This window comes from Streptomyces roseifaciens (genome assembly GCF_001445655.1).
Lineage (GTDB): Bacteria > Actinomycetota > Actinomycetes > Streptomycetales > Streptomycetaceae > Streptomyces > Streptomyces aureoversilis.
In genome coordinates this window covers 2,930,092-2,948,438 of sequence record NZ_LNBE01000004.1, presented here as the reverse complement: position 1 = coordinate 2,948,438, position 18,347 = coordinate 2,930,092, and the positions used below count along the sequence as shown (strand labels likewise).

Genomic DNA, 18,347 nt, shown 5'->3' with positions numbered 1-18,347 from the left:
TTCGTCGCCGTCCGGGGAAGCGGGCGGCGGGTTTGCGGACAGAGCCTCCTGACGGACCGACAGGGGCGGTGGGACACGTGCGAGCCGGCGGAGCGGAGCCGCCGGAGGCCGGGCGCTAGCGCGAACCCTTGGGATCCAGCGCGTCCCGTACGCCGTCACCGAAGAGGTTGAAGGCGAGGACGGTGACGAAGATGGCGAGGCCCGGGATGATCATGAAGATCGGGTCCGCCTCGTAGTGGTCGACGGCTCTGGCGAGCATTTCGCCCCACGATGCCGTGGGGGGCTTGACTCCGGTACCGAGGAAGCTGAGGGCGGCCTCGGTGAGGACGTTGGTGGGGATCATCAGCGTGGTGTACACGGTGATCGGAGCCACCAGGTTGGGCAGCAGCTCGCGGAAGAGGATGTAGCCGCGGCCCGCGCCGAGGCTGCGCGCCGCCTCGACGTACTCCCGTTCCCTCAGCGAGAGGGTCTGGCCGCGCACGATCCGCCCGATGTAGGGCCAGCCGAAGAAGCCGATCACCGCGATCAGCACGCCCATGCGCACGCCGGAACCGGTCAGCCCCCAGAGGGAGTCGGGGACCACCGACACCAGCGCGATGATGAAGAGCAGCTGCGGGAAGGCCAGCAGCAGGTCCATCACCCGGCTGATCACCGCGTCGACCCAGCCGCCGAAGAAGCCGGCGACGATGCCGAACACCGTGCCGATGACGACGGCGACGACGGCCGAGAGGAAGGCCACGAGCAGCGAGACCCGGGCCCCGTAGACGATGCGGCTGAAGACGTCGCGCCCGTTCGTCGGTTCGACGCCCAGCAGGAAGTCCGAACTGATGCCGCCCCAGTCCCCCTTGGGGGTGCTGAACAGCGGGTCGATCTGGTCCTCGTGGAATTCGTTGGGCGGATGGCCCAGCAGGCTCACGATCACCGGCGCGAGGACTGCCACCAGGATGAGCAGCAGGACGACGACACCGCCGGCCAGCGCGAACTTGTCCCGCTTGAGCCTGATCCAGGCGATCCGCCAGGGGGAACGGCCCTCGATGGCCTTGGCCGGGACGCCGGCGGCGACGTCGACGGCTGCGGTCTCCGCCGCGCCCGTGTCGTGCAGTGGTGCCGTCATCGTCTGAGGGACCCCTCTCGGCCGGTGCCGACCGGCCCAACGCCCGCCGCGCATGCGGCTGGTTCACATCACTGGTGCGAAAGGTGCGATGGTGCGGGAAGTTCACGCAGAGCAGGCCGTGCACAGGACGTACGCGGGACCGTACGCAGGACCGGGAGTCCTTGTGGCGGGAGTCTTCAACGCCCCCGCGATCACCCGCCAGACCCGGTCGGCAAAGGATGCGCAACCGTGATGTGTGGAGAGGAGTTCCGTTATACGGACAACTGCGGCCCGTCGGCGGTCAGTAGACGCCGGCCTGAGGGGGCTGCGGAGGGTATCCGTAGCCCGTCGGCGCGGCCTGCGAGCCGCCCGCCGCCGCGCCGCCGTAGGCGTCGCGGTCGTAGAACGGCCGGGCGTTGGCCCGCATCCACATGGCGACCGGGTCGTGCTCGTCCGACATCGCCACCGTGGAGACGGGCAGCCCCTCCGGGACCGCGCCGATCGACTGCTGCATCATCAGCCGCACGGACTCCACGGACCCCTGCGAGCTGTCGTAGAGGTCCAGGCCGATGGCCAGGTACGCGGTGCCGAGCGCGGGCTGCACCCAGGCGCGGCGCAGCGAGCGCACCGCGGGGGTGCGGTGGGCGTTCTGCCCGAGGAGGGCGTAGAACTGCGGGATGTCCACGCCGGGCTCGCTCACCCGCAGCGGGCCGGCCGGCAGCCGGTCCAGGCCGCCGGCGATGCGGCGCAGGTCGAGCCAGGGGATGCCCACGCCGCCGCCGGGCGCGTGCGGATTGAGCCACAGGCCCCAGCGGCCGGGGTAGAGGGCCTCGGCCACGTCCCGGCCGGAGATCACCTCGTGGGCCCGGTTCCAGCCGCTGGCCGCGAGCTCCTGCGCGGAGGTCACGCACGGCGCGTAGCCGAGCCCTTCGACCTCCATGTTGCCGTACTGGGCGTCGGGCGAGCCCGCCTGGCCGTGCCAGAGCAGCATCCAGACCCGGCCCTCGGCCAGCGAACGCAGCAGCTCCTCGTACGCGTCGTACCGTCCGGGCGCCACCTGGCGCAGCATCTGCTCCACGCCGCTCTCCGCGCCCGCGCTCACCTGGGTCCGCCTCTTCTCTCGGCCTTGACTGCTGCGACCCGGGAGCGCCGTCGCGCACCCGTGGTCGTCCGACCAGCTTACGAGCCCGCCGGGGCGGACAGGGGAGGAGTCACAGGTCGCGGTCGTAGAACGGACGGATCCGGTCCCGCATCCAGTCGCCGACCGGGTCCCGCGCCACGTCCAGGAAGACCAGCTGGACGGGCCAGGGAACGGGCACGGAGCCGAGCGCGCGGCCGACGGCGGCCAGCGCGGCGGACCGGCTGTCGGGGTCCGGCAGGTCGAGCTCGACGCCGATGAACAGGGCCGGATCGGCACCCTCGACGCTCGCGAGGGCGCGCCGCGCCGTGCGGACGACCCCGGCGGCGGCGAACTCCGGCCCGGCGGCCGCCAGGAAGGCCGTGGGCTCGTCCTGCCAGTCGGGCTCGAAGAGCCGCACGCGGCCGCCGGTGGCGTCGCCGTCCAGGACGGTGCGGCCGGCCCGGCACAGCTCGGCGACGGCGGGCGGCGGCAGCGGCGCGCCCACGGAGCCCTCGGGGTTGACGACGATGCCCACCTGCGGGGGCAGGCCGCGGGCGAACTCGACGGCCGGGGCGACGGCGTAGGGCATCCGCTCGCCCGCGACCCTCAGGAACTCCCCCTCGGAGCTGAAGACGGGCACGAAGGCCTGGCCGCCGAGCTCCAGCGTGGGCAGGTCGAGGTCGGCGCTGTCCGGACCGCCGCCGGACGGAAGCGGAACCCAGACGTGGCTGCGGCCGAGCGCCTCCACGATGCGGGCGCCCGTGCCGGGCACGCCCACGGAGGCGGCGAGCACCTCTTCGAGTTCATTGGCGGGCCAGCCGGGCGGGGCGGCCGCGGGCGCGCCGCCGCCGGTGGCCGGACTCCAGCCGTACTGCCCGGGGATGCTCATCTCGTCCAACTCGTCCAATGCCGCCCAACCACTCTCGACGTAGCCGCACATGCACCCTAACGGCTGTACCCCCGCGGGCTCCTGCCGGTGGCCGAAATCGCCGGTGATGTCCCAGGTCAGGGCGGGCCGTACGGGCGTTCATCCCCTCCCGTCACGGCACTGGCCGCAGCCACCCGGTTGCACAGGGGCACCGCAGGCCGGACGGTGATCGGGCAGCTGCCCTGCAGCGCCACCGGCTGCGCCGGCCCCGCCGGCCCGCCGGTTCCTCGCACCGAAGGGAACCTCCAGCATGCGTGTCAACAAGTTCGCCGCCTCGGCGATAGCCGTCGCCGCCTGCGGCTCCGTGGCCGTCGGCGTCGCGGGCCCCTCCCTGGCCGCCGTGAACGCACCGGACCCCGACATGTCCGTCGTGCTCCCGGCCACCGAACCGAAGTCCGCGGCCGCCGTCCACCAGCAGCTCGACGCGGTGGGACAGCTGGGGGAGGCGCTCACGCTGGTCTCCCGGATCGGCAAGGAGGCGCAGTCCAGGACGCCGGACACCGGCGCGCTCAAGGAGATGCAGCAGCGGCTGCGGTCGTCGGCGGACCGGCTCACGGACTCCCTGCGGCAGTCCCCGCCCTCCTCGGGGCGTCCGGCGGCGGCCCCGCCGGACGACGTCCACGACCTGCTGAAGAAGCTGCACAAGGCGATCGAGAAGCTGATCGACGCGGCGGCGAAGAAGGACTCGGAAGGCGTCCAGTCGGCGATCACGGAGGCCCTCGCCGTCGTGAAGGACCTCCTGGCGAAACTCCCCCTGGCGGGAGACGGCTCGACACTGCCGGCACCGCTGCCGCTGTAGGCGGCGCCGCGCACGCGCCTACTCGAAGGTGATCCTCCGCAGCGCGTCCACCGCCCCGCGGTCCAGGAGGACCACCGAGGCGACCCCTGCCGGCAGGTGACCCGGGCGGTCCGGGACCGGCGGCTCCGACACCGCCGCGAGCAGCCGGGCCATCGCCTTCCGGTGCCGGCGGAAGGCGTACGGCGAGACGCCGCGGCCCCGCGCCGCCTGCCCGGCCAGTGCGGTGCCCGGCGGCACGTCGAGGAGGAGCAGGTGGGCCGCGCCGCCCCGGCGCCGTGCGTCACGCGCGACCCAGCGGCGGACCCAGCCGCGCTGCCCGCAGTCGTGCACGACGGCGCTCGCGGTGGAGCGCAGGGCGCGCCACAGCGCCGCGTAGTGCGCGAGCCGGGCGAAGGGCCGGTAGGCCGCGTACGGCAGCCAGCGGGGTGCGTGCCGCTCCAGCCGCTCCCGGGTGTCCTGGGAGTCGACGCACCAGACGATGCCGTCCTGCGCGTCCAGCACGGACACGGCCCGCCGGATGAGCGTGGACTTCCCGCTGCCGGGCAGCCCGGAGACGATCAGCACGTCCCCTGCGGGGAAGCGGAGCTCTCCGCGGCCCGCTCCGGAGCGCAGGTCGCACACCTCCCTCCGGGGCCGCGCCGCGCCGCTCTCCGCCGCGGCCGCGCCGTGCGCCCGCGCCGGCCCGGTCCTCCCTGCCGTCGGTGCTGTTCCCATCCGCTCCGCCCCTCCCCCGGCCCCGGTCACTGCCCGTCACTGCCCCCTACCCACAGAACGTAAAGGAAAGGTAATCGAATTCGGGGGCCGCCAGGCAGTCCGTAACGCGTCCGTACGTGCAATGATGTGCGCGCCAACTGCGTATCCAACTGCATACCGGCCGCTCGAATCCGCGCGGGAGAGTCCCAGGCTGCACGCTACGCCGTGTGCGCTGGGCGCCGAAGGAGCAAGTTCCTCCCTTGAATCTCTCAGGCCCCGTACCGCGCGGACGAGGCAGATCTGAAAAGCGGGCCGCACCGTGCGCGGCTCCACCCAAGGTGCAAGCCGGACCCCCGCGTGTCGCGGCGGCTTCCGGTGAACCTCTCAGGTTCCGATGACAGATGGGGAGGACGTCCTCACTGCCATGTCCGGGAGCCCACACCATGACCGACACCCCTCGCCGCACAGCCCTCGACGCCCTGCACCGCGAGCTCGGCGCGACCATGACCGACTTCGCCGGCTGGGACATGCCGCTGCGCTACGGCAGCGAGCGCGACGAGCACGTCGCGGTCCGCACCCGCGCCGGTCTGTTCGACCTCTCGCACATGGGTGAGATCACCGTGACCGGCCCGCAGGCCGCCGCCCTGCTGGACTTCGCCCTCGTGGGCAACATAGGGAGCGTCGCCGTCGGCCGCGCCCGCTACACGATGATCTGCCGGGAGGACGGCGGCATCCTCGACGACCTGATCGTCTACCGCCTCGCCGACGCCGAGTACATGGTCGTCGCCAACGCCTCCAACGCGCAGACGGTGCTGGACGCGCTGACCGAGCGCGCCGCCGGCTTCGACGCGGCCGTCCGCGACGACCGCGACGCCTACGCCCTCCTCGCCGTCCAGGGCCCGGCCTCGCCCGCCATCCTGAAGTCCCTGACGGACGCCGACCTGGACGGCCTGAAGTACTACGCGGGCCTGCCGGGCACCGTCGCGGGCGTGCCCGCGCTGATCGCCCGCACCGGCTACACCGGCGAGGACGGCTTCGAGCTGTTCGTCGCGCCGGGCGACGCCGTGAAGCTGTGGCAGGCCCTCACCGAGGCGGGCGCGGACGCCGGCCTCGTGCCGTGCGGGCTCTCCTGCCGCGACACGCTGCGCCTGGAGGCGGGCATGCCGCTGTACGGGCACGAGCTGACGACCGCGACCACCCCGTTCGACGCGGGCCTGGGCCGGGTCGTGAAGTTCGAGAAGGAAGGCGACTTCGTGGGCCGCGCCGCGCTGCAGGCGGCCGCGGAGCGCGCCGAGGCGCAGCCGCCGCGCAAGCTGGTCGGCCTGGTCGCCGAGGGCCGCCGCGTGCCGCGTGCCGGCTTCTCGGTGGTGGCCGGCGGCGAGGTCGTCGGCGAGGTCACCTCCGGCGCCCCCTCCCCCACGCTCGGCAAGCCGATCGCCATCGCCTACGTGGACGCGGCGCACGCCGCCCCCGGCACGCAGGGCGTGGGCGTGGACATCCGCGGCAGCCACGAGCCGTACGAGGTCGTGGCCCTGCCCTTCTACAAGCGGCAGCGTTGATCTTCCCCGTGGCTCGCCCGGGGGCTCCCCTGCCCTCTCTCGTCTCCCTCTGTCAAGACCCGTTGCACAAGCACTCACGCGCATCCAGGAGAATCTAGCCATGAGCAACCCCCAGCAGCTGCGCTACAGCAAGGAGCACGAGTGGCTGTCGGCCGTCGACGCGGACGGCGTGGCCACGGTCGGCATCACCGAGTTCGCCGCCAATGCGCTCGGTGACGTCGTCTACGCCCAGCTCCCGGCCGTCGGTGACACCGTCACCGCGGGCGAGACCTGCGGCGAGCTGGAGTCGACCAAGTCGGTCAGCGACCTGTACTCCCCGGTGACCGGCGAGGTCACCGAGGCCAACCAGGACGTCGCGAACGACCCCTCGCTGGTGAACTCCGCCCCCTTCGAGGGCGGCTGGCTGTTCAAGGTGAAGATCACGGACGAGCCGGCGGACCTCCTCTCCGCCGCCGAGTACGACGGCTTCACCGCAGGCTGACCCCACCCCTCGCCCTCCCTCGCCCAGGAAGTCCAGGAAGAACTCATGTCTCTGCTGAACAGCTCCCTCCATGAGCTCGACCCCGACGTCGCCGCCGCTGTCGACGCCGAACTCCACCGCCAGCAGTCCACCCTCGAGATGATCGCGTCGGAGAACTTCGCTCCGGTCGCGGTCATGGAGGCCCAGGGCTCGGTCCTCACCAACAAGTACGCCGAGGGCTACCCCGGCCGCCGCTACTACGGTGGCTGCGAGCACGTCGATGTCGTCGAACAGATCGCCATCGACCGGATCAAGGCGCTCTTCGGTGCCGAGCACGCGAACGTCCAGCCGCACTCCGGTGCGCAGGCCAACGCCGCCGCGATGTTCGCGCTGCTCAAGCCGGGCGACACCATCCTGGGTCTGAACCTCGCGCACGGCGGGCACCTGACCCACGGCATGAAGATCAACTTCTCCGGCAAGCTCTACAACGTGGTCGCCTACCACGTCGACGAGAAGACCAACCTGGTCGACATGGAGGAGGTCGAGCGCCTCGCCAAGGAGCACCGCCCGAAGCTGATCGTCGCCGGCTGGTCCGCGTACCCGCGCCAGCTGGACTTCGCCGCCTTCCGCCGGATCGCCGACGAGGTCGGCGCGTACCTGATGGTCGACATGGCCCACTTCGCGGGCCTCGTCGCCGCCGGGCTGCACCCCTCGCCGGTGCCGCACGCGCACGTCGTGACGACCACCACGCACAAGACCCTCGGCGGTCCCCGCGGCGGTGTGATCCTCTCCACTGCCGAGCTGGCCAAGAAGATCAACTCCGCTGTCTTCCCCGGTCAGCAGGGTGGCCCGCTGGAGCACGTGATCGCTGCGAAGGCCGTCTCCTTCAAGGTCGCGGCCAGCGAGGAGTTCAAGGAGCGCCAGCAGCGTACGCTGGAGGGCGCGAAGATCCTGGCCGAGCGCCTGGTGCAGCCGGACGTCGCCGAGGTGGGCGTGTCCGTCCTCTCCGGCGGTACGGACGTGCACCTGGTGCTGGTGGACCTGCGCAACTCCGAGCTGGACGGCCAGCAGGCCGAGGACCGCCTCCACGAGGTCGGGATCACGGTCAACCGGAACGCCATCCCGAACGACCCGCGGCCGCCGATGGTCACCTCGGGTCTGCGGATCGGCACCCCGGCGCTGGCCACCCGCGGCTTCCAGGCGGAGGACTTCCGTGAGGTCGCCGACATCATCGCCGAGGCGCTGAAGCCGGTCTACGACGCGGAGGCCCTGCGCGGCCGCGTCACGGCCCTGGCGGACAAGCACCCGCTGTACCCCGGCCTGAAGTAACACATCGGCATCCGATTTACGCATCGGTACGGGGCACCGGGCACACTGAAGAGTGAGCGCCCGGTGCCCCGCACCACGCGCCGCCCCCGTACCACCGTGGGCGCCCCCCAGCACGACCCGTACCACCTCCAAGCAGACAGGGAGCAGCCACCGTGGCCATCTCCGTTTTCGATCTCTTCTCGATCGGCATAGGCCCGTCCAGCTCCCACACGGTGGGTCCCATGCGGGCCGCGCTGATGTTCACGCGACGGCTGAAGAACGAGGGCCTCCTGGCCCACACCACCTCCGTCCGGGCCGAGCTCTTCGGCTCGCTCGGCGCCACCGGCCACGGCCACGGCACCCCCAAGGCCGTCCTGCTCGGCCTGGAGGGCTACTCCCCGCGCACCGTCGACGTCGAGCTCGCCGACGCCGAGGTCGAGCGCATCCGCGAGTCGAAGCGGCTGCGGCTGCTCGGCGCGGAGATCGGCAGCACCCACGAGATCGACTTCGACGAGTCGACCCAGCTGATCCTGCACCGCCGCCGCTCCCTGCCGTACCACGCCAACGGCATGACCCTCTTCGCCTACGACGAGGCCGGCGCCCCCCTGCTGGAGAAGACCTACTACTCCGTCGGCGGCGGTTTCGTCGTGGACGAGGACGCGGTCGGCGAGGACCGCATCAAGCTGGACGACACCGTCCTGAAGTACCCCTTCCGCACCGGCGACGAGCTGCTGCGGATGTCCCGCGAGTCGGGCCTGTCGATCTCCGCGATGATGATGGAGAACGAGAAGGCCTGGCGCACCGAGCAGGAGATCCGCGAGGGCCTGCTGGAGATCTGGGGCGTGATGCAGGCGTGCGTCGCGCGCGGCATGTCGCGCGAGGGCATCCTGCCGGGCGGCCTGAAGGTCCGCCGCCGCGCCGCGAACACCGCCCGCCAGCTGCGCGCCGAGGGCGACCCGCAGGCCCGCGCCATGGAGTGGATCACGATCTACGCCATGGCCGTCAACGAGGAGAACGCCGCGGGCGGCCGCGTCGTGACCGCGCCGACCAACGGCGCCGCCGGCATCATCCCGGCCGTCCTGCACTACTACATGAACTTCGTGCCCGGCGCGGACGAGGACGGCATCGTCCGCTTCCTGCTCGCCGCGGGCGCCATCGGCCTGCTCTTCAAGGAGAACGCCTCGATCTCCGGCGCCGAGGTCGGCTGCCAGGGCGAGGTCGGCTCCGCCTGCTCCATGGCCTCCGGCGGCCTCGCCGAGGTCCTGGGCGGCTCCGCCGAGCAGGTGGAGAACGCCGCCGAGATCGGCATGGAGCACAACCTCGGCCTGACCTGCGACCCGGTCGGCGGCCTGGTCCAGATCCCGTGCATCGAGCGCAACGGCATGGCCGCCGCCAAGGCGGTCACCGCGGCCCGCATGGCCCTGCGCGGCGACGGCCGGCACCACGTCTCCCTCGACAAGGTCATCAAGACCATGAAGGAGACGGGCGCGGACATGAGCGTGAAGTACAAGGAGACGGCGCGCGGCGGTCTGGCCGTGAACATCATCGAGTGCTGACGCGCCGCTGAGCCGCACCACTGCGCGAGAGGCGCCCCTGCCCGGCCGATGCCGGGCGGGGGCGCCTCTCGCGTGCGGGAAGCTACTTCAGCTACTTCTGCTGCTTCTTCATCTCGTGCTCCAGGACCTCCTTCTCGGTCGCCGTCTCGGCGGCCGGAGGGGGCTTGATGCCCAGGTCCGCGCCCCAGTCGCGGTACTCGTCGGTCCGGCGGAACTCGCCCTTGGAGCCCTTGCCCGACTCCTCGGTCTTCACGACCACGCCGTCCCCGTCCACCCAGACGACGAGCTCGACCTGCTGCACGCCGTCGCTCTTGTAGCCGTTCACGACGAAGTCGCGGTCCTTGTCCGTGATCGCGTCGCCCTTGTAGGCGGCGAGCTCGGACACGACGACCGTGCCCTGGAAGCGGGCCGCGCGGCGGCCGCCGACCGTCTCGACGCCCGCGTTCTTCACGTCCTTGGACGTGGCGAGGGCCGACGTCATCCGGACGAAGAGCTCCGACGACGGATCCTTGCTCTTGTCGACGCCCTCGACGCTGAACGTCCACCACTTCTTGCCGGCGATCTTCTCCCCGTTGAAGTACATCTTGTCGTTCACGGTGATGACGTGGTTGACGCCGTCCGGGTACTCGGCCGTCTTCGGGCCCACGTCCTTCATCACGGACGCGTGGGGCTTCGCCTGGAAGGCGCCCTCGGTGACGTACTCGCCGTCCTTGTCCTTGCGCGTCCCCTTGGTGCGGTACGTGTTCTCCCGCGCCCCCTTGGCCGCGGCCGCCTTGAGCGTGCCGGCCGGCTCCGCGGCCTTGAGCGCCTTGTCTGCGCCGTTGTCACTCTTCCCGCCGCCGGAGCCCGAGGGCTCGTCCTTGCCGCCGCCGGAGCCGCCGCACGCCGCCAGGCTCAGAGCGAGAGCGACCCCCGTGACGGCCACGACGCTCTTACGTATCGCCTTCAAGTGCCTTACTGTCCTTTGTCCGTACTTCATAAAGTTTCGGTGAGGATATCCCGGCTGATCATGGCGTGCGAGTGGAAATGACCATGGCCGGAAACAGCGTGTCAGCGGATCACTGCCGTCAGTAATGTCAACGCCCTCGTTCCATTACCACCCCTTGATCGAGGAGCTCTCGCCATGCGCCATTCCCTCCGCGCCACCGCAGCGATCCTCGGCGCCGTCGCCGCCCTCGGCGTCACGGCTCCCCTGGCCGGCGCCGACGCCGGGACCACGCCTGCGGCGCCCGCCGGCGCCGTGCGCATCCACAACGGCGTGCACGGCGGCTGCCTGACCGTCGAAGGATCGGGCTACCGCGACCCGCGCGGCACGCTGCGCCCCTGGCTGGTGGCGCTGCAGCCGTGCCGGGAGTCCGGGCGGGCCGCCCAGACCTGGGTCTACAGCTCGGCCACGCACCAGTTCTCCTCACAGGCGCAGCCCTACCGCTGCATCGGCAGACAGGGCGCGCTGCTCGTCACCGTGCCGTGCGACGCGGACGCGGCCGGGCAGCGCTTCCGCACCGAGCCGGTCGGCTCGGGCGGGCGGCAGAAGGTCGTCGCGGAGGCGGACGGCCGCATCTGGGAGCAGGCCACGCACCGCACCGGCTCGTCGCGCGACGCGACGGGCGAGGGGGTGCGGACGGTCCGCGACACGGGCTCGGCGGGCGCCGAGCGGAGCTGGGTCCTCAGCCGCGGCTGACGCGCGTCTCCGTCCGGAGCCAGGCGAGGTACGCGTCGCTGCCCGCGGCGACGGGGGTGGCGACGATCTCCGGGTTCCCGTAGGTGTGCGCGCCCTTGATGTGGGCCTCCAGCTCGCCGTAGCGGTCCGCTGCGGTCTTGTAGAGGACGCGCCACTCGGTGTCGCTGTGCACCTCGTCCTGCCACCGGTAGACGCTGGTGACGGGGCCGTCGATCTGGGCGCAGGCGGCGAGCCGCGCCTCGACGGCGGTGGTGGCGAGGTGCCTGGCACGCTCCTCGCTGTCGGTCGTCGTCATCACGGCGATGTACTGGGCCTCCGGCATGGCGCGACCGTACCGCAGGGCCTTGTGCGACGGGCGGCGGGACGGGGTTGTCAGTGGCGGCCGTTACGCTCACGGACATGAGTTACGCAGACCTGCGCGAACTCCAGAGCGCGCTCACCACCGCCTCGGACATCGCCTTCTCCCTCGACGCCGCCGCACCCGCGCCCCATGAGGCCGAGCAGCTGGTGGACGCCCTGCGCAGAGCGCTGACCGCGGCGAACGCCCTGGGCGGCGGCCTGGCGGCCACGGGCTGCTCGGAGCACCCGAAGGGCCCCGTGGACCCGCTGTACGGGGACAAGACCGATCCCCTGCCGCCGGGCTGGGGCCGGTGCCTGCTGTGCAACGACCGGCGGCGCCGGGCCGGGGCGCAGCGGCGCGGCTGGCGCTGACCCGGGCCGCGACGGCGCGGCCCGGGCCGGCCTTCCACGAGGGTCGGCCGTTCCGTGCGGGTCAGCCCTTGTTGACGGAGTTCCAGAACTCCTCGAAGGACAGCAGGCGGTCGCCGTTGCCGTCCTTGGAGTCGATGATCGACTGGGCGACGGTCTCGGTGACGAAGTGGTCGCCGAGCTGCGCCATGGCCTTCTTGTACTCGGCGGCCGTGATGAAGCCGTCCCCGTCGATGTCGAACTTGGCGAACGTCTCGCGTGCGCTCTCCATGTCAGCCATGTGAGCCTCCCCTTGGTGTGCTGGTATGACCGGCACAGATTAGCCGCCCTTTCGATCAGGCTGATCACGGCCAGATCTCACTCTGTGTAATTCCGCATAAAAATAAGTGCTTCCGCTGATCCATTCGAAGAATTCAAGGCACGTGGCCCACCTCACCTTTGATTGCGGAGAGAAATAGGCAGCCTTGCCCGAATTGAACAAATAGCCGTTTTGGCTGGAACGCACCCCGTCTGCCATAGTCGGAAGCCACGACCCTCATTGACCCGAGCCAGGTCGTCATCCGCCGCGGAACACACCCCATTCTCCGCGGCGCCCGAAGAGGCCCCCGGCCCGTCGCATGCCGACGGATGGGGGCCTCTTCGTTGTGTCCAGGCCGTGCCGTGCCTCAGCGGTCGGCGACCCGCATCTCGAACCAGGTGGTCTTGCCGCGCGCCAGCAGGTCCACCCCCCAGCGGTCCGAGAGCTTGTCGACGAGAAAGAGCCCCCGGCCCGTGACGTCGAGCTCGTGCACGGGCATCAGGCAGGGCAGCCCCCGCGAGGGGTCGCGGACCTCTATGCGGAGCCAGCCCCGCCGGCGCAGCATCCGCAGGCCGAAGTAGCGCGCGCCGGTGTGGCGGACGGCGTTGCCGACGAGCTCGGAGACCAGCAGGACGGCGTGCTCGGTGAGTTGGCCCGAGAGGCCCCACTGGCGCAGGACCACCGACTGGGTCAGCCGGCGGGCCGCGACGGCCGACTCGGGGCGGGAGGGCAGGCGCACCTCGCCCTGTGTGGGGTTGCCGAACAGATCGAGCGCTTTGAGCGCCAGCTCATCCTCCACGGTCGGCGACCAGCGCACAGCGGCCGTGCCGGCTCGCTGCCGTGGCTGCTCCGTTCCTTCCAGGCCCGCCATGCCCCCATCATGGCCGCCGCAAGCACGGCCGGGGCTGGAACGTAGGGATTCACCTGACCGGAACGACCCCCTCCGAGCCCCTGCGACGACATATGCCAAGGGCAGGAAATCGGCCCGGAAACCCAGACTGACCTGCGGCGACCAGAGGGGCCGGAAAGATCGCCCGAAACGGCCGGAACGGCGGTTCCACGCGGTCGCGTACTGCGCGTGATTCCCCCACAAGAGGCACCCCGGGGTGGACGCCGGCACGACCGTGCGTCAACGCCGGAGGGCGGCGGCGGCCCGCTCCGGGACCGCCGCCAACCGGCCGCACGTCAGACGAACTTGGCCTTGCCCGGCCCGTCCTCGACGAAGCTGCGCATGCCGATCTCCCGGTCCTCGGTCGCGAACAGGCCCGCAAACCAGTTCCGTTCGATGGCGAGGCCGGTGTCGATGTCGGTCTCCAGACCGGCGTCCACGGACTCCTTCGCGGCGCGCAGCGCGAGCGCGGGGCCCGCGGCGAGCCGGGCCGCCCACGCGTGCGCCTGCTCGTACACCTCGGCGGCGGGCGCGACACGGTCGACCAGGCCGAGCGCGAGCGCCTCGTCGGCCTTGACCATACGGCCGGTGAAGATGAGGTCCTTGGCCTTGGACGGGCCGATCAGCCGCGCCAGGCGCTGGGTGCCGCCCGCGCCGGGGATCAGGCCGAGCAGGATCTCGGGCTGGCCGAGCTTGGCGTTGTCGGCGGCGATGCGGAAGTCGGCGCAGAGCGCCAGCTCGCAGCCGCCGCCGAGGGCGTAGCCGGTGACGGCGGCGACGACGGGCTTGGGGATGCGGGCGACGGCGGTGAAGGAGTCCTGCAGGCCGCGGGAGCGCGCCACCATCGCGGCGTGGTCCATCTTCTGCATCTCCTTGATGTCCGCCCCTGCGGCGAACACCTTCTCCCCGCCCCACAGCACGACGGCCCGCACGTCCTCGCGGCGCGTCGCCTCCTCGGCGAGCTCGCGGATCCGGTCCTGGGCGGCGATGTCGAGCGCGTTCATCGGCGGACGGTCCAGGCGGATGGTTCCGACGCCCTCGGCAACCTCAAGATGCACAGTCATGGCACCAGGTTAGTGACACGGGGGTTCGACGGCTCCCCCCGATCGGGCCCCGAACGCCGGGCGGCCCGGAACACTCGGTCGCGAGTGTTCCGGGCCGCAGGGCGTGTGCGAGGGGCCGTCAGCCGGCCTGGGGGGTGCTCTTGCCCCACTCGGACCACGGCATGTTCCAGCCGTTGAGCCCGTTGTCCGGCTTGATCGTCTTGTCGTCGGAGTTCTTGACGACCACGACGTCACCGATGAGGGAGTTCTTGTAGAACCAGGCCGCCGGCGTGTTCGGGTCGCCGCCGCCGCGCTGGTCCTCCAGGCCCACGCAGCCGTGGCTCGCGTTCTCCGCGCCGAAGGTCGAGGAGCCGGACCAGTAGTTGCCGTGCAGGAAGGTGCCGGAGGTGGACAGGCGCATCGCGTGCGGCACGTCCGGGATGTCGTACTCGCCCTTGCCGTCGCCCTTGGTGAAGCCCACGGTGGCGCCGTTCATGCGCGTCACCTCGTGCTTCTCGCTGATGACCATCTGGCCGTTGTACGTGGGGTTGGCGGGGGCGCCGGCGGATATCGGGATGGTCCTGACGACCTTGCCGTCCCGCTCGACCGTCATCTGGTGGGACTTGGCGTCGACCGTGCTGACCTGGCTGCGGCCGACCGTGAACTTCACGGTCTTGGACTGCGAGCCGTACACGCCCTGGCGGCCCTGGACGCCGTCGAGGTTCAGGTCGACCGTCACCTTGGTGCCGGCCTTCCAGTACTGCTCGGGCCGGAAGTCGATGCGGTCGTTGCCGAACCAGTGGCCCTTGACCTCGACGGCCGGCTCGGTCTTCACCTTGATGGCGCGCTCGACGGCCTTGGGGTCGGTGATGCCGCGGCTGAAAGTGACCGATACGGGCATGCCCACGCCGACCGTGCTGCCGTCCTCCGGCGTGAAGTAGCCGACGAAGGTGTTCTGCGGGGTGAGCGTCGTGAACGACGCGTGCTTGGCCGACGGGCGGCCGTCGTCGTCCTTGGCCAGGGCGTCGACCGTGTACTTGCCGGACGCACCGAGGTGGGCGGTGGGCTCCCAGGCCGCACCGTCGTCGGTGATCCTGCCCTCGACCGTACGGCCCTTGGCGTCGGCGACCTTGACGGAGGTCAGCTTGCCCTTCTGGGCGGTGACCTTGAGCGCACCGGCCGTCGCGACGTCCTTCGCGCCGTCCTCCGGCGCGATGGAGACGACGGCTTCCGACGGGCCGTCCGGAACCTTCTTGGCGCCGCTCTTCTTCCCGTCGTCGTCACCGCCGCCACAGGCCGTGACCAGCAGCATCAGCGCGCCGAGGAGCAGCGCGAACAGACCCCTGCGCCGGGCTGCGCGCCCTCTCGGTATCAGCTGCACGTTCAAAATCGGTGTTCTCCCCTCGCACGGCCCGCGGCCACGCGGCGCCCCCGAAAGCGCGGCTCACGCGCTGGCGATAGATAACCACAGGGGCTCCTGCGCCGCCGTCCCGTGGAATGTCACCGTTCGGTCCCAAATGGGAACGGTGGTACGAGACATGCGGCGAGGGTGATCCCCGTGGCTGAAGGTGAGCATCATAATCCGGCCACCCGCGTGCTCCGGCCCGGGGGCGGGCCGCTGCCCGCAGGCGGGCAGACCCCTGTGCCGCCCGGCCCGGCGCCCGATCACCCGTGTGAGCGCACGCGTGGTTCTGGGCAGAACTGGGGGCAAGGACGGAACCGCCGCCGCCCGGCACGGGACGCCGGGCGCCCGGCGCGCTGCCCGCGAGCCGCCGGAGGCGAAGACGTGTCGAGCGCACCCGAGCAAGAGGCGGAGCGGGGGGACGAGTTCGGCGGCCGCCGGACCCGGCACCCCGAGGACGACCGCACGGCCGGACGGCCCGCGGGGGCCCCGGGCGCCGCCGTCAACGGACGCCCCCGCCCGGACCCGGCCCTGCGGCCGCTGCCCGGCGCCACGGTGTGGCCCGGCAGCCCCGAGCCGCTCGGCGCCCGCTTCAGGACCGCCGCCGACGGCACGGCGGGGACGAACTTCGCCCTGTGGGCCGGCGGGGCGGAAGCCGTCGAGCTGTGCCTGTTCGACGGCGGAGGGGACGGCGGCCCGGACGGCCCGCCGCAGGGCGAGACGCGGCTGCCCCTCACCGAGCTGACGCACGAGATATGGCACGGCTTCGTGCCCGGGGTGCTGCCCGGCCGCCGCTACGGCTACCGCGTCCACGGCCGCTGGGACCCCTGGACGGGCGCCCGCTGGAACCCCGCCAAGCTCCTGCTGGACCCCTACGCCCGCGCCGTGGACGGCGACTTCTCCCTGCCGCCCGAGGTGTACGGGCACGTGCGGGACTGGCCCCAGCAGCACGTCGCCGACACCGTCCGCGACGAGCGCGACTCGGCCCCGTACGTCCCCAAGGGCGTGGTCGTCGCGGACGGCGACGACTGGGCGGACGACCACCGGCCCAAGACGCCCTGGCCCGACTCCGTCATCTACGAGCTGCACGTGCGCGGCTTCACCAAGCGCCACCCGGGCGTCCCCGAGGAGCTGCGCGGCACGTACGCCGGGCTCGCGCACCCCGCGGCCGTCGAGCACCTGGTGCGGCTCGGGGTGACGGCCGTGGAGCTGCTCCCGGTGCACCAGTTCGCGCACGAGGACCACCTGCTGCGGCGGGGGCTGCGCAACTACTGGGGCTACAACTCCATCGGCTACTTCGCCCCGCACGCCGCCTACGCGGCGTCCGGGACCGACGGCCGGCAGGTGGGCGAGTTCAAGCGCATGGTGCGCGCCCTGCACGCGGCCGGCCTGGAGGTCATCCTCGACGTGGTCTACAACCACACCGCCGAGGGCGGCGAGCTGGGCCCCACGCTGTCCCTGAAGGGCATCGACAACCGCCGCTACTACCGGCTCCAGGGCGACCAGCGCCGCTACGCCGACTACACCGGCTGCGGCAACACCCTGCACGTCGTCCAGCCGAACGTCCTGCGGCTGATCACCGACTCCCTGCGGTACTGGGTGACGGAGATGGGCGTCGACGGCTTCCGCTTCGACCTGGCGGCGGCGCTCGCCCGCTCCATGCACGACGTCGACATGCTCTCGCCGTTCCTCGCCGTCATCGCCCAGGACCCCGTGCTGCGCCGCGTCAAGCTCATCGCCGAGCCGTGGGACGTGGGCTCGGGCGGCTACCAGGTCGGCTCCTTCCCGCCGCTGTGGACGGAGTGGAACGACCGCTACCGCGACGCCGTCCGGGACTTCTGGCGCGGCGCCCTGCCCGACGTGCGCGACCTCGGCTACCGGCTCTCGGGCTCCAGCGACCTCTACGCCTGGGGCGGCCGCCGCCCCTACGCCTCCGTCAACTTCGTCACGGCCCACGACGGCTTCACCCTGCGCGACCTGGTCAGCTACGAGCACAAGCACAACGAGGCCAACGGCGAGGGCAACCGCGACGGCACCGACGGCAACCGGTCGTGGAACTGCGGCGCGGAGGGCCCCACGGACGACCCCGCGGTGCGGGCCCTGCGGCGGCGCCAGCTGCGCAACCTGCTGACCACCCTGCTGCTGTCGACGGGCGTGCCGATGCTCGTCGCGGGTGACGAGATGGGCCGCACCCAGGGCGGCAACAACAACGCCTACTGCCAGGACAACGAGACCAGCTGGACCGACTGGTCGCTGCTGGAGGAGCCGGGCTGGCGCGCCCTCGCGGACCTGTGCTGCCGGCTCCTCGCGCTGCGCCGTGCCCACCCCGTCCTGCGCAGCCGCTCCTTCTTCTCGGGCCGCCCGCAGAGCGCGGACGGGCTGCGGGACCTGGCCTGGTTCACGGCCGGGGGCACGGAGATGACGCAGGCCGACTGGTACGCGCCGGCGGCCACGCTCGGCATGTACCTCTCGGGCCGGGACATCCCCCAGCGCGGGCAGCAGGGCGAGCCGGTCACGGACGACAGCTTCCTGGCCGTGCTGCACGCGGGCCCGGCCGACGCGGGATTCACCCTGCCGGGCCCGCCGTGGGCGGACGGCTACGAACTGCTCGTGGACACCGCGCGGGAGGAGCAGGGGGCGGCGCCGGGCGAGCGCCGGGCGGCGGGCGCGCGCATCACGGTGGGAGCGCGCTCGGTGCTCCTGTGGCGGGTGACGAGGGAGCGGGCGGAAGCAGGAACGGAGGCTCCAATTCCGCAGCCCCGTAAGGTTCTGGGCGCAAAAACCGAGTGAGCGGTGTCAGTGGTGAACCG

Annotated in this window: 18 protein-coding genes and 1 riboswitch; of the genes, 8 read left to right on the top strand and 10 right to left on the bottom strand. The window is 71.9% G+C overall.

Annotated features, from left to right (window positions below):
• Positions 1-115: 115 nt before the first annotated feature.
• The 3 genes from AS857_RS30455 to AS857_RS30445 form a co-directional block, all read right to left on the bottom strand.
• Entirely contained in the window at positions 116-1,114 is a 999-nt protein-coding gene (locus tag AS857_RS30455; RefSeq protein ID WP_058046382.1) for an ABC transporter permease, read from the bottom strand.
• A gap of 280 nt (positions 1,115-1,394) precedes the next feature.
• Positions 1,395-2,162 (bottom strand): enhanced serine sensitivity protein SseB C-terminal domain-containing protein, encoded by a 768-nt coding sequence (locus AS857_RS30450; protein WP_058047170.1) that lies wholly within the window; start codon positions 2,160-2,162, stop codon positions 1,395-1,397.
• 142 nt (positions 2,163-2,304) lie between these two features.
• On the bottom strand, positions 2,305-3,102 hold the full coding sequence (locus AS857_RS30445) for an enhanced serine sensitivity protein SseB (protein ID WP_058046381.1): 798 nt from the start codon (positions 3,100-3,102) through the stop codon (positions 2,305-2,307).
• A 289-nt stretch (positions 3,103-3,391) separates the two neighbouring features.
• On the opposite strand from AS857_RS30445, the gene AS857_RS30440 reads away from it, so the two are divergent.
• The gene (locus AS857_RS30440) at positions 3,392-3,940 is read left to right on the top strand and encodes a hypothetical protein (RefSeq protein ID WP_058046380.1); all 549 of its coding nucleotides are present in this window, start codon (positions 3,392-3,394) and stop codon (positions 3,938-3,940) included.
• An 18-nt stretch (positions 3,941-3,958) separates the two neighbouring features.
• Here AS857_RS30440 and AS857_RS30435 read toward each other — a convergent pair whose 3' ends face one another.
• Complete coding sequence (locus AS857_RS30435) at positions 3,959-4,654, bottom strand: AAA family ATPase (protein ID WP_058046379.1); 696 nt, start codon at positions 4,652-4,654, stop codon at positions 3,959-3,961.
• Between the two features lie 165 nt (positions 4,655-4,819).
• A riboswitch (glycine riboswitch) is annotated at positions 4,820-4,927 on the top strand.
• A gap of 149 nt (positions 4,928-5,076) precedes the next feature.
• Between AS857_RS30435 and gcvT the strand changes: the two genes are divergently transcribed.
• The 4 genes from gcvT to AS857_RS30415 all read left to right on the top strand — a co-directional run bounded on the left by gcvT (position 5,077) and on the right by AS857_RS30415 (position 9,516).
• Positions 5,077-6,192 carry a glycine cleavage system aminomethyltransferase GcvT gene (gcvT, locus tag AS857_RS30430; protein WP_058046378.1) on the top strand — a complete coding sequence of 372 codons (1,116 nt, stop codon included), beginning with the start codon at positions 5,077-5,079 and terminating at the stop codon, positions 6,190-6,192.
• A 100-nt stretch (positions 6,193-6,292) separates the two neighbouring features.
• A complete protein-coding gene (gcvH, locus tag AS857_RS30425; RefSeq protein WP_058046377.1) occupies positions 6,293-6,673 on the top strand; it encodes a glycine cleavage system protein GcvH in 381 nt (126 codons plus the stop codon).
• Between the two features lie 45 nt (positions 6,674-6,718).
• Positions 6,719-7,981, top strand: a complete 1,263-nt coding sequence (gene glyA / locus AS857_RS30420; protein WP_058046376.1) for a serine hydroxymethyltransferase — start codon at positions 6,719-6,721, stop codon at positions 7,979-7,981.
• 152 nt (positions 7,982-8,133) lie between these two features.
• On the top strand, positions 8,134-9,516 hold the full coding sequence (locus AS857_RS30415; RefSeq protein ID WP_058046375.1) for an L-serine ammonia-lyase: 1,383 nt from the start codon (positions 8,134-8,136) through the stop codon (positions 9,514-9,516).
• 91 nt (positions 9,517-9,607) lie between these two features.
• Here the strand turns inward: AS857_RS30415 and AS857_RS30410 are convergent, their stop codons facing one another.
• Positions 9,608-10,465, bottom strand: coding sequence for an SCO4651 family lipoprotein (locus tag AS857_RS30410; RefSeq protein ID WP_058046374.1), 858 nt, complete (start codon positions 10,463-10,465; stop codon positions 9,608-9,610).
• Between the two features lie 174 nt (positions 10,466-10,639).
• Here AS857_RS30410 and AS857_RS30405 point away from each other — a divergent pair, with 174 nt between their 5' ends.
• The gene (locus AS857_RS30405) at positions 10,640-11,197 is read left to right on the top strand and encodes an RICIN domain-containing protein (protein WP_058046373.1); all 558 of its coding nucleotides are present in this window, start codon (positions 10,640-10,642) and stop codon (positions 11,195-11,197) included.
• Here the strand turns inward: AS857_RS30405 and cutA are convergent.
• The gene (gene cutA / locus AS857_RS30400; protein ID WP_058046372.1) at positions 11,184-11,519 is read right to left on the bottom strand and encodes a divalent-cation tolerance protein CutA; all 336 of its coding nucleotides are present in this window, start codon (positions 11,517-11,519) and stop codon (positions 11,184-11,186) included. The two genes, AS857_RS30405 and cutA, sit on opposite strands and share 14 nt — an antisense overlap.
• 77 nt (positions 11,520-11,596) lie before the next feature.
• On the opposite strand from cutA, the gene AS857_RS30395 reads away from it, so the two are divergent.
• Entirely contained in the window at positions 11,597-11,908 is a 312-nt protein-coding gene (locus tag AS857_RS30395) for a hypothetical protein (protein WP_058047169.1), read from the top strand.
• Between the two features lie 61 nt (positions 11,909-11,969).
• Here the strand turns inward: AS857_RS30395 and AS857_RS30390 are convergent, their stop codons facing one another.
• From AS857_RS30390 to AS857_RS30375, 4 genes are all read right to left on the bottom strand, one after another.
• Complete coding sequence (locus AS857_RS30390; RefSeq protein ID WP_058046371.1) at positions 11,970-12,185, bottom strand: EF-hand domain-containing protein; 216 nt, start codon at positions 12,183-12,185, stop codon at positions 11,970-11,972.
• 385 nt (positions 12,186-12,570) lie between these two features.
• A complete protein-coding gene (locus AS857_RS30385; RefSeq protein ID WP_420823997.1) occupies positions 12,571-13,179 on the bottom strand; it encodes an ATP-binding protein in 609 nt (202 codons plus the stop codon).
• A gap of 209 nt (positions 13,180-13,388) precedes the next feature.
• Entirely contained in the window at positions 13,389-14,156 is a 768-nt protein-coding gene (locus AS857_RS30380) for an enoyl-CoA hydratase/isomerase family protein (protein WP_058046369.1), read from the bottom strand.
• A gap of 118 nt (positions 14,157-14,274) precedes the next feature.
• Positions 14,275-15,447, bottom strand: a complete 1,173-nt coding sequence (locus AS857_RS30375) for a L,D-transpeptidase (RefSeq protein ID WP_079110878.1) — start codon at positions 15,445-15,447, stop codon at positions 14,275-14,277.
• A 474-nt stretch (positions 15,448-15,921) separates the two neighbouring features.
• Here AS857_RS30375 and glgX point away from each other — a divergent pair, with 474 nt between their 5' ends.
• On the top strand, positions 15,922-18,327 hold the full coding sequence (gene glgX, locus AS857_RS30370; RefSeq protein WP_079110733.1) for a glycogen debranching protein GlgX: 2,406 nt from the start codon (positions 15,922-15,924) through the stop codon (positions 18,325-18,327).
• The last annotated feature ends 20 nt before the right edge of the window (positions 18,328-18,347 follow it).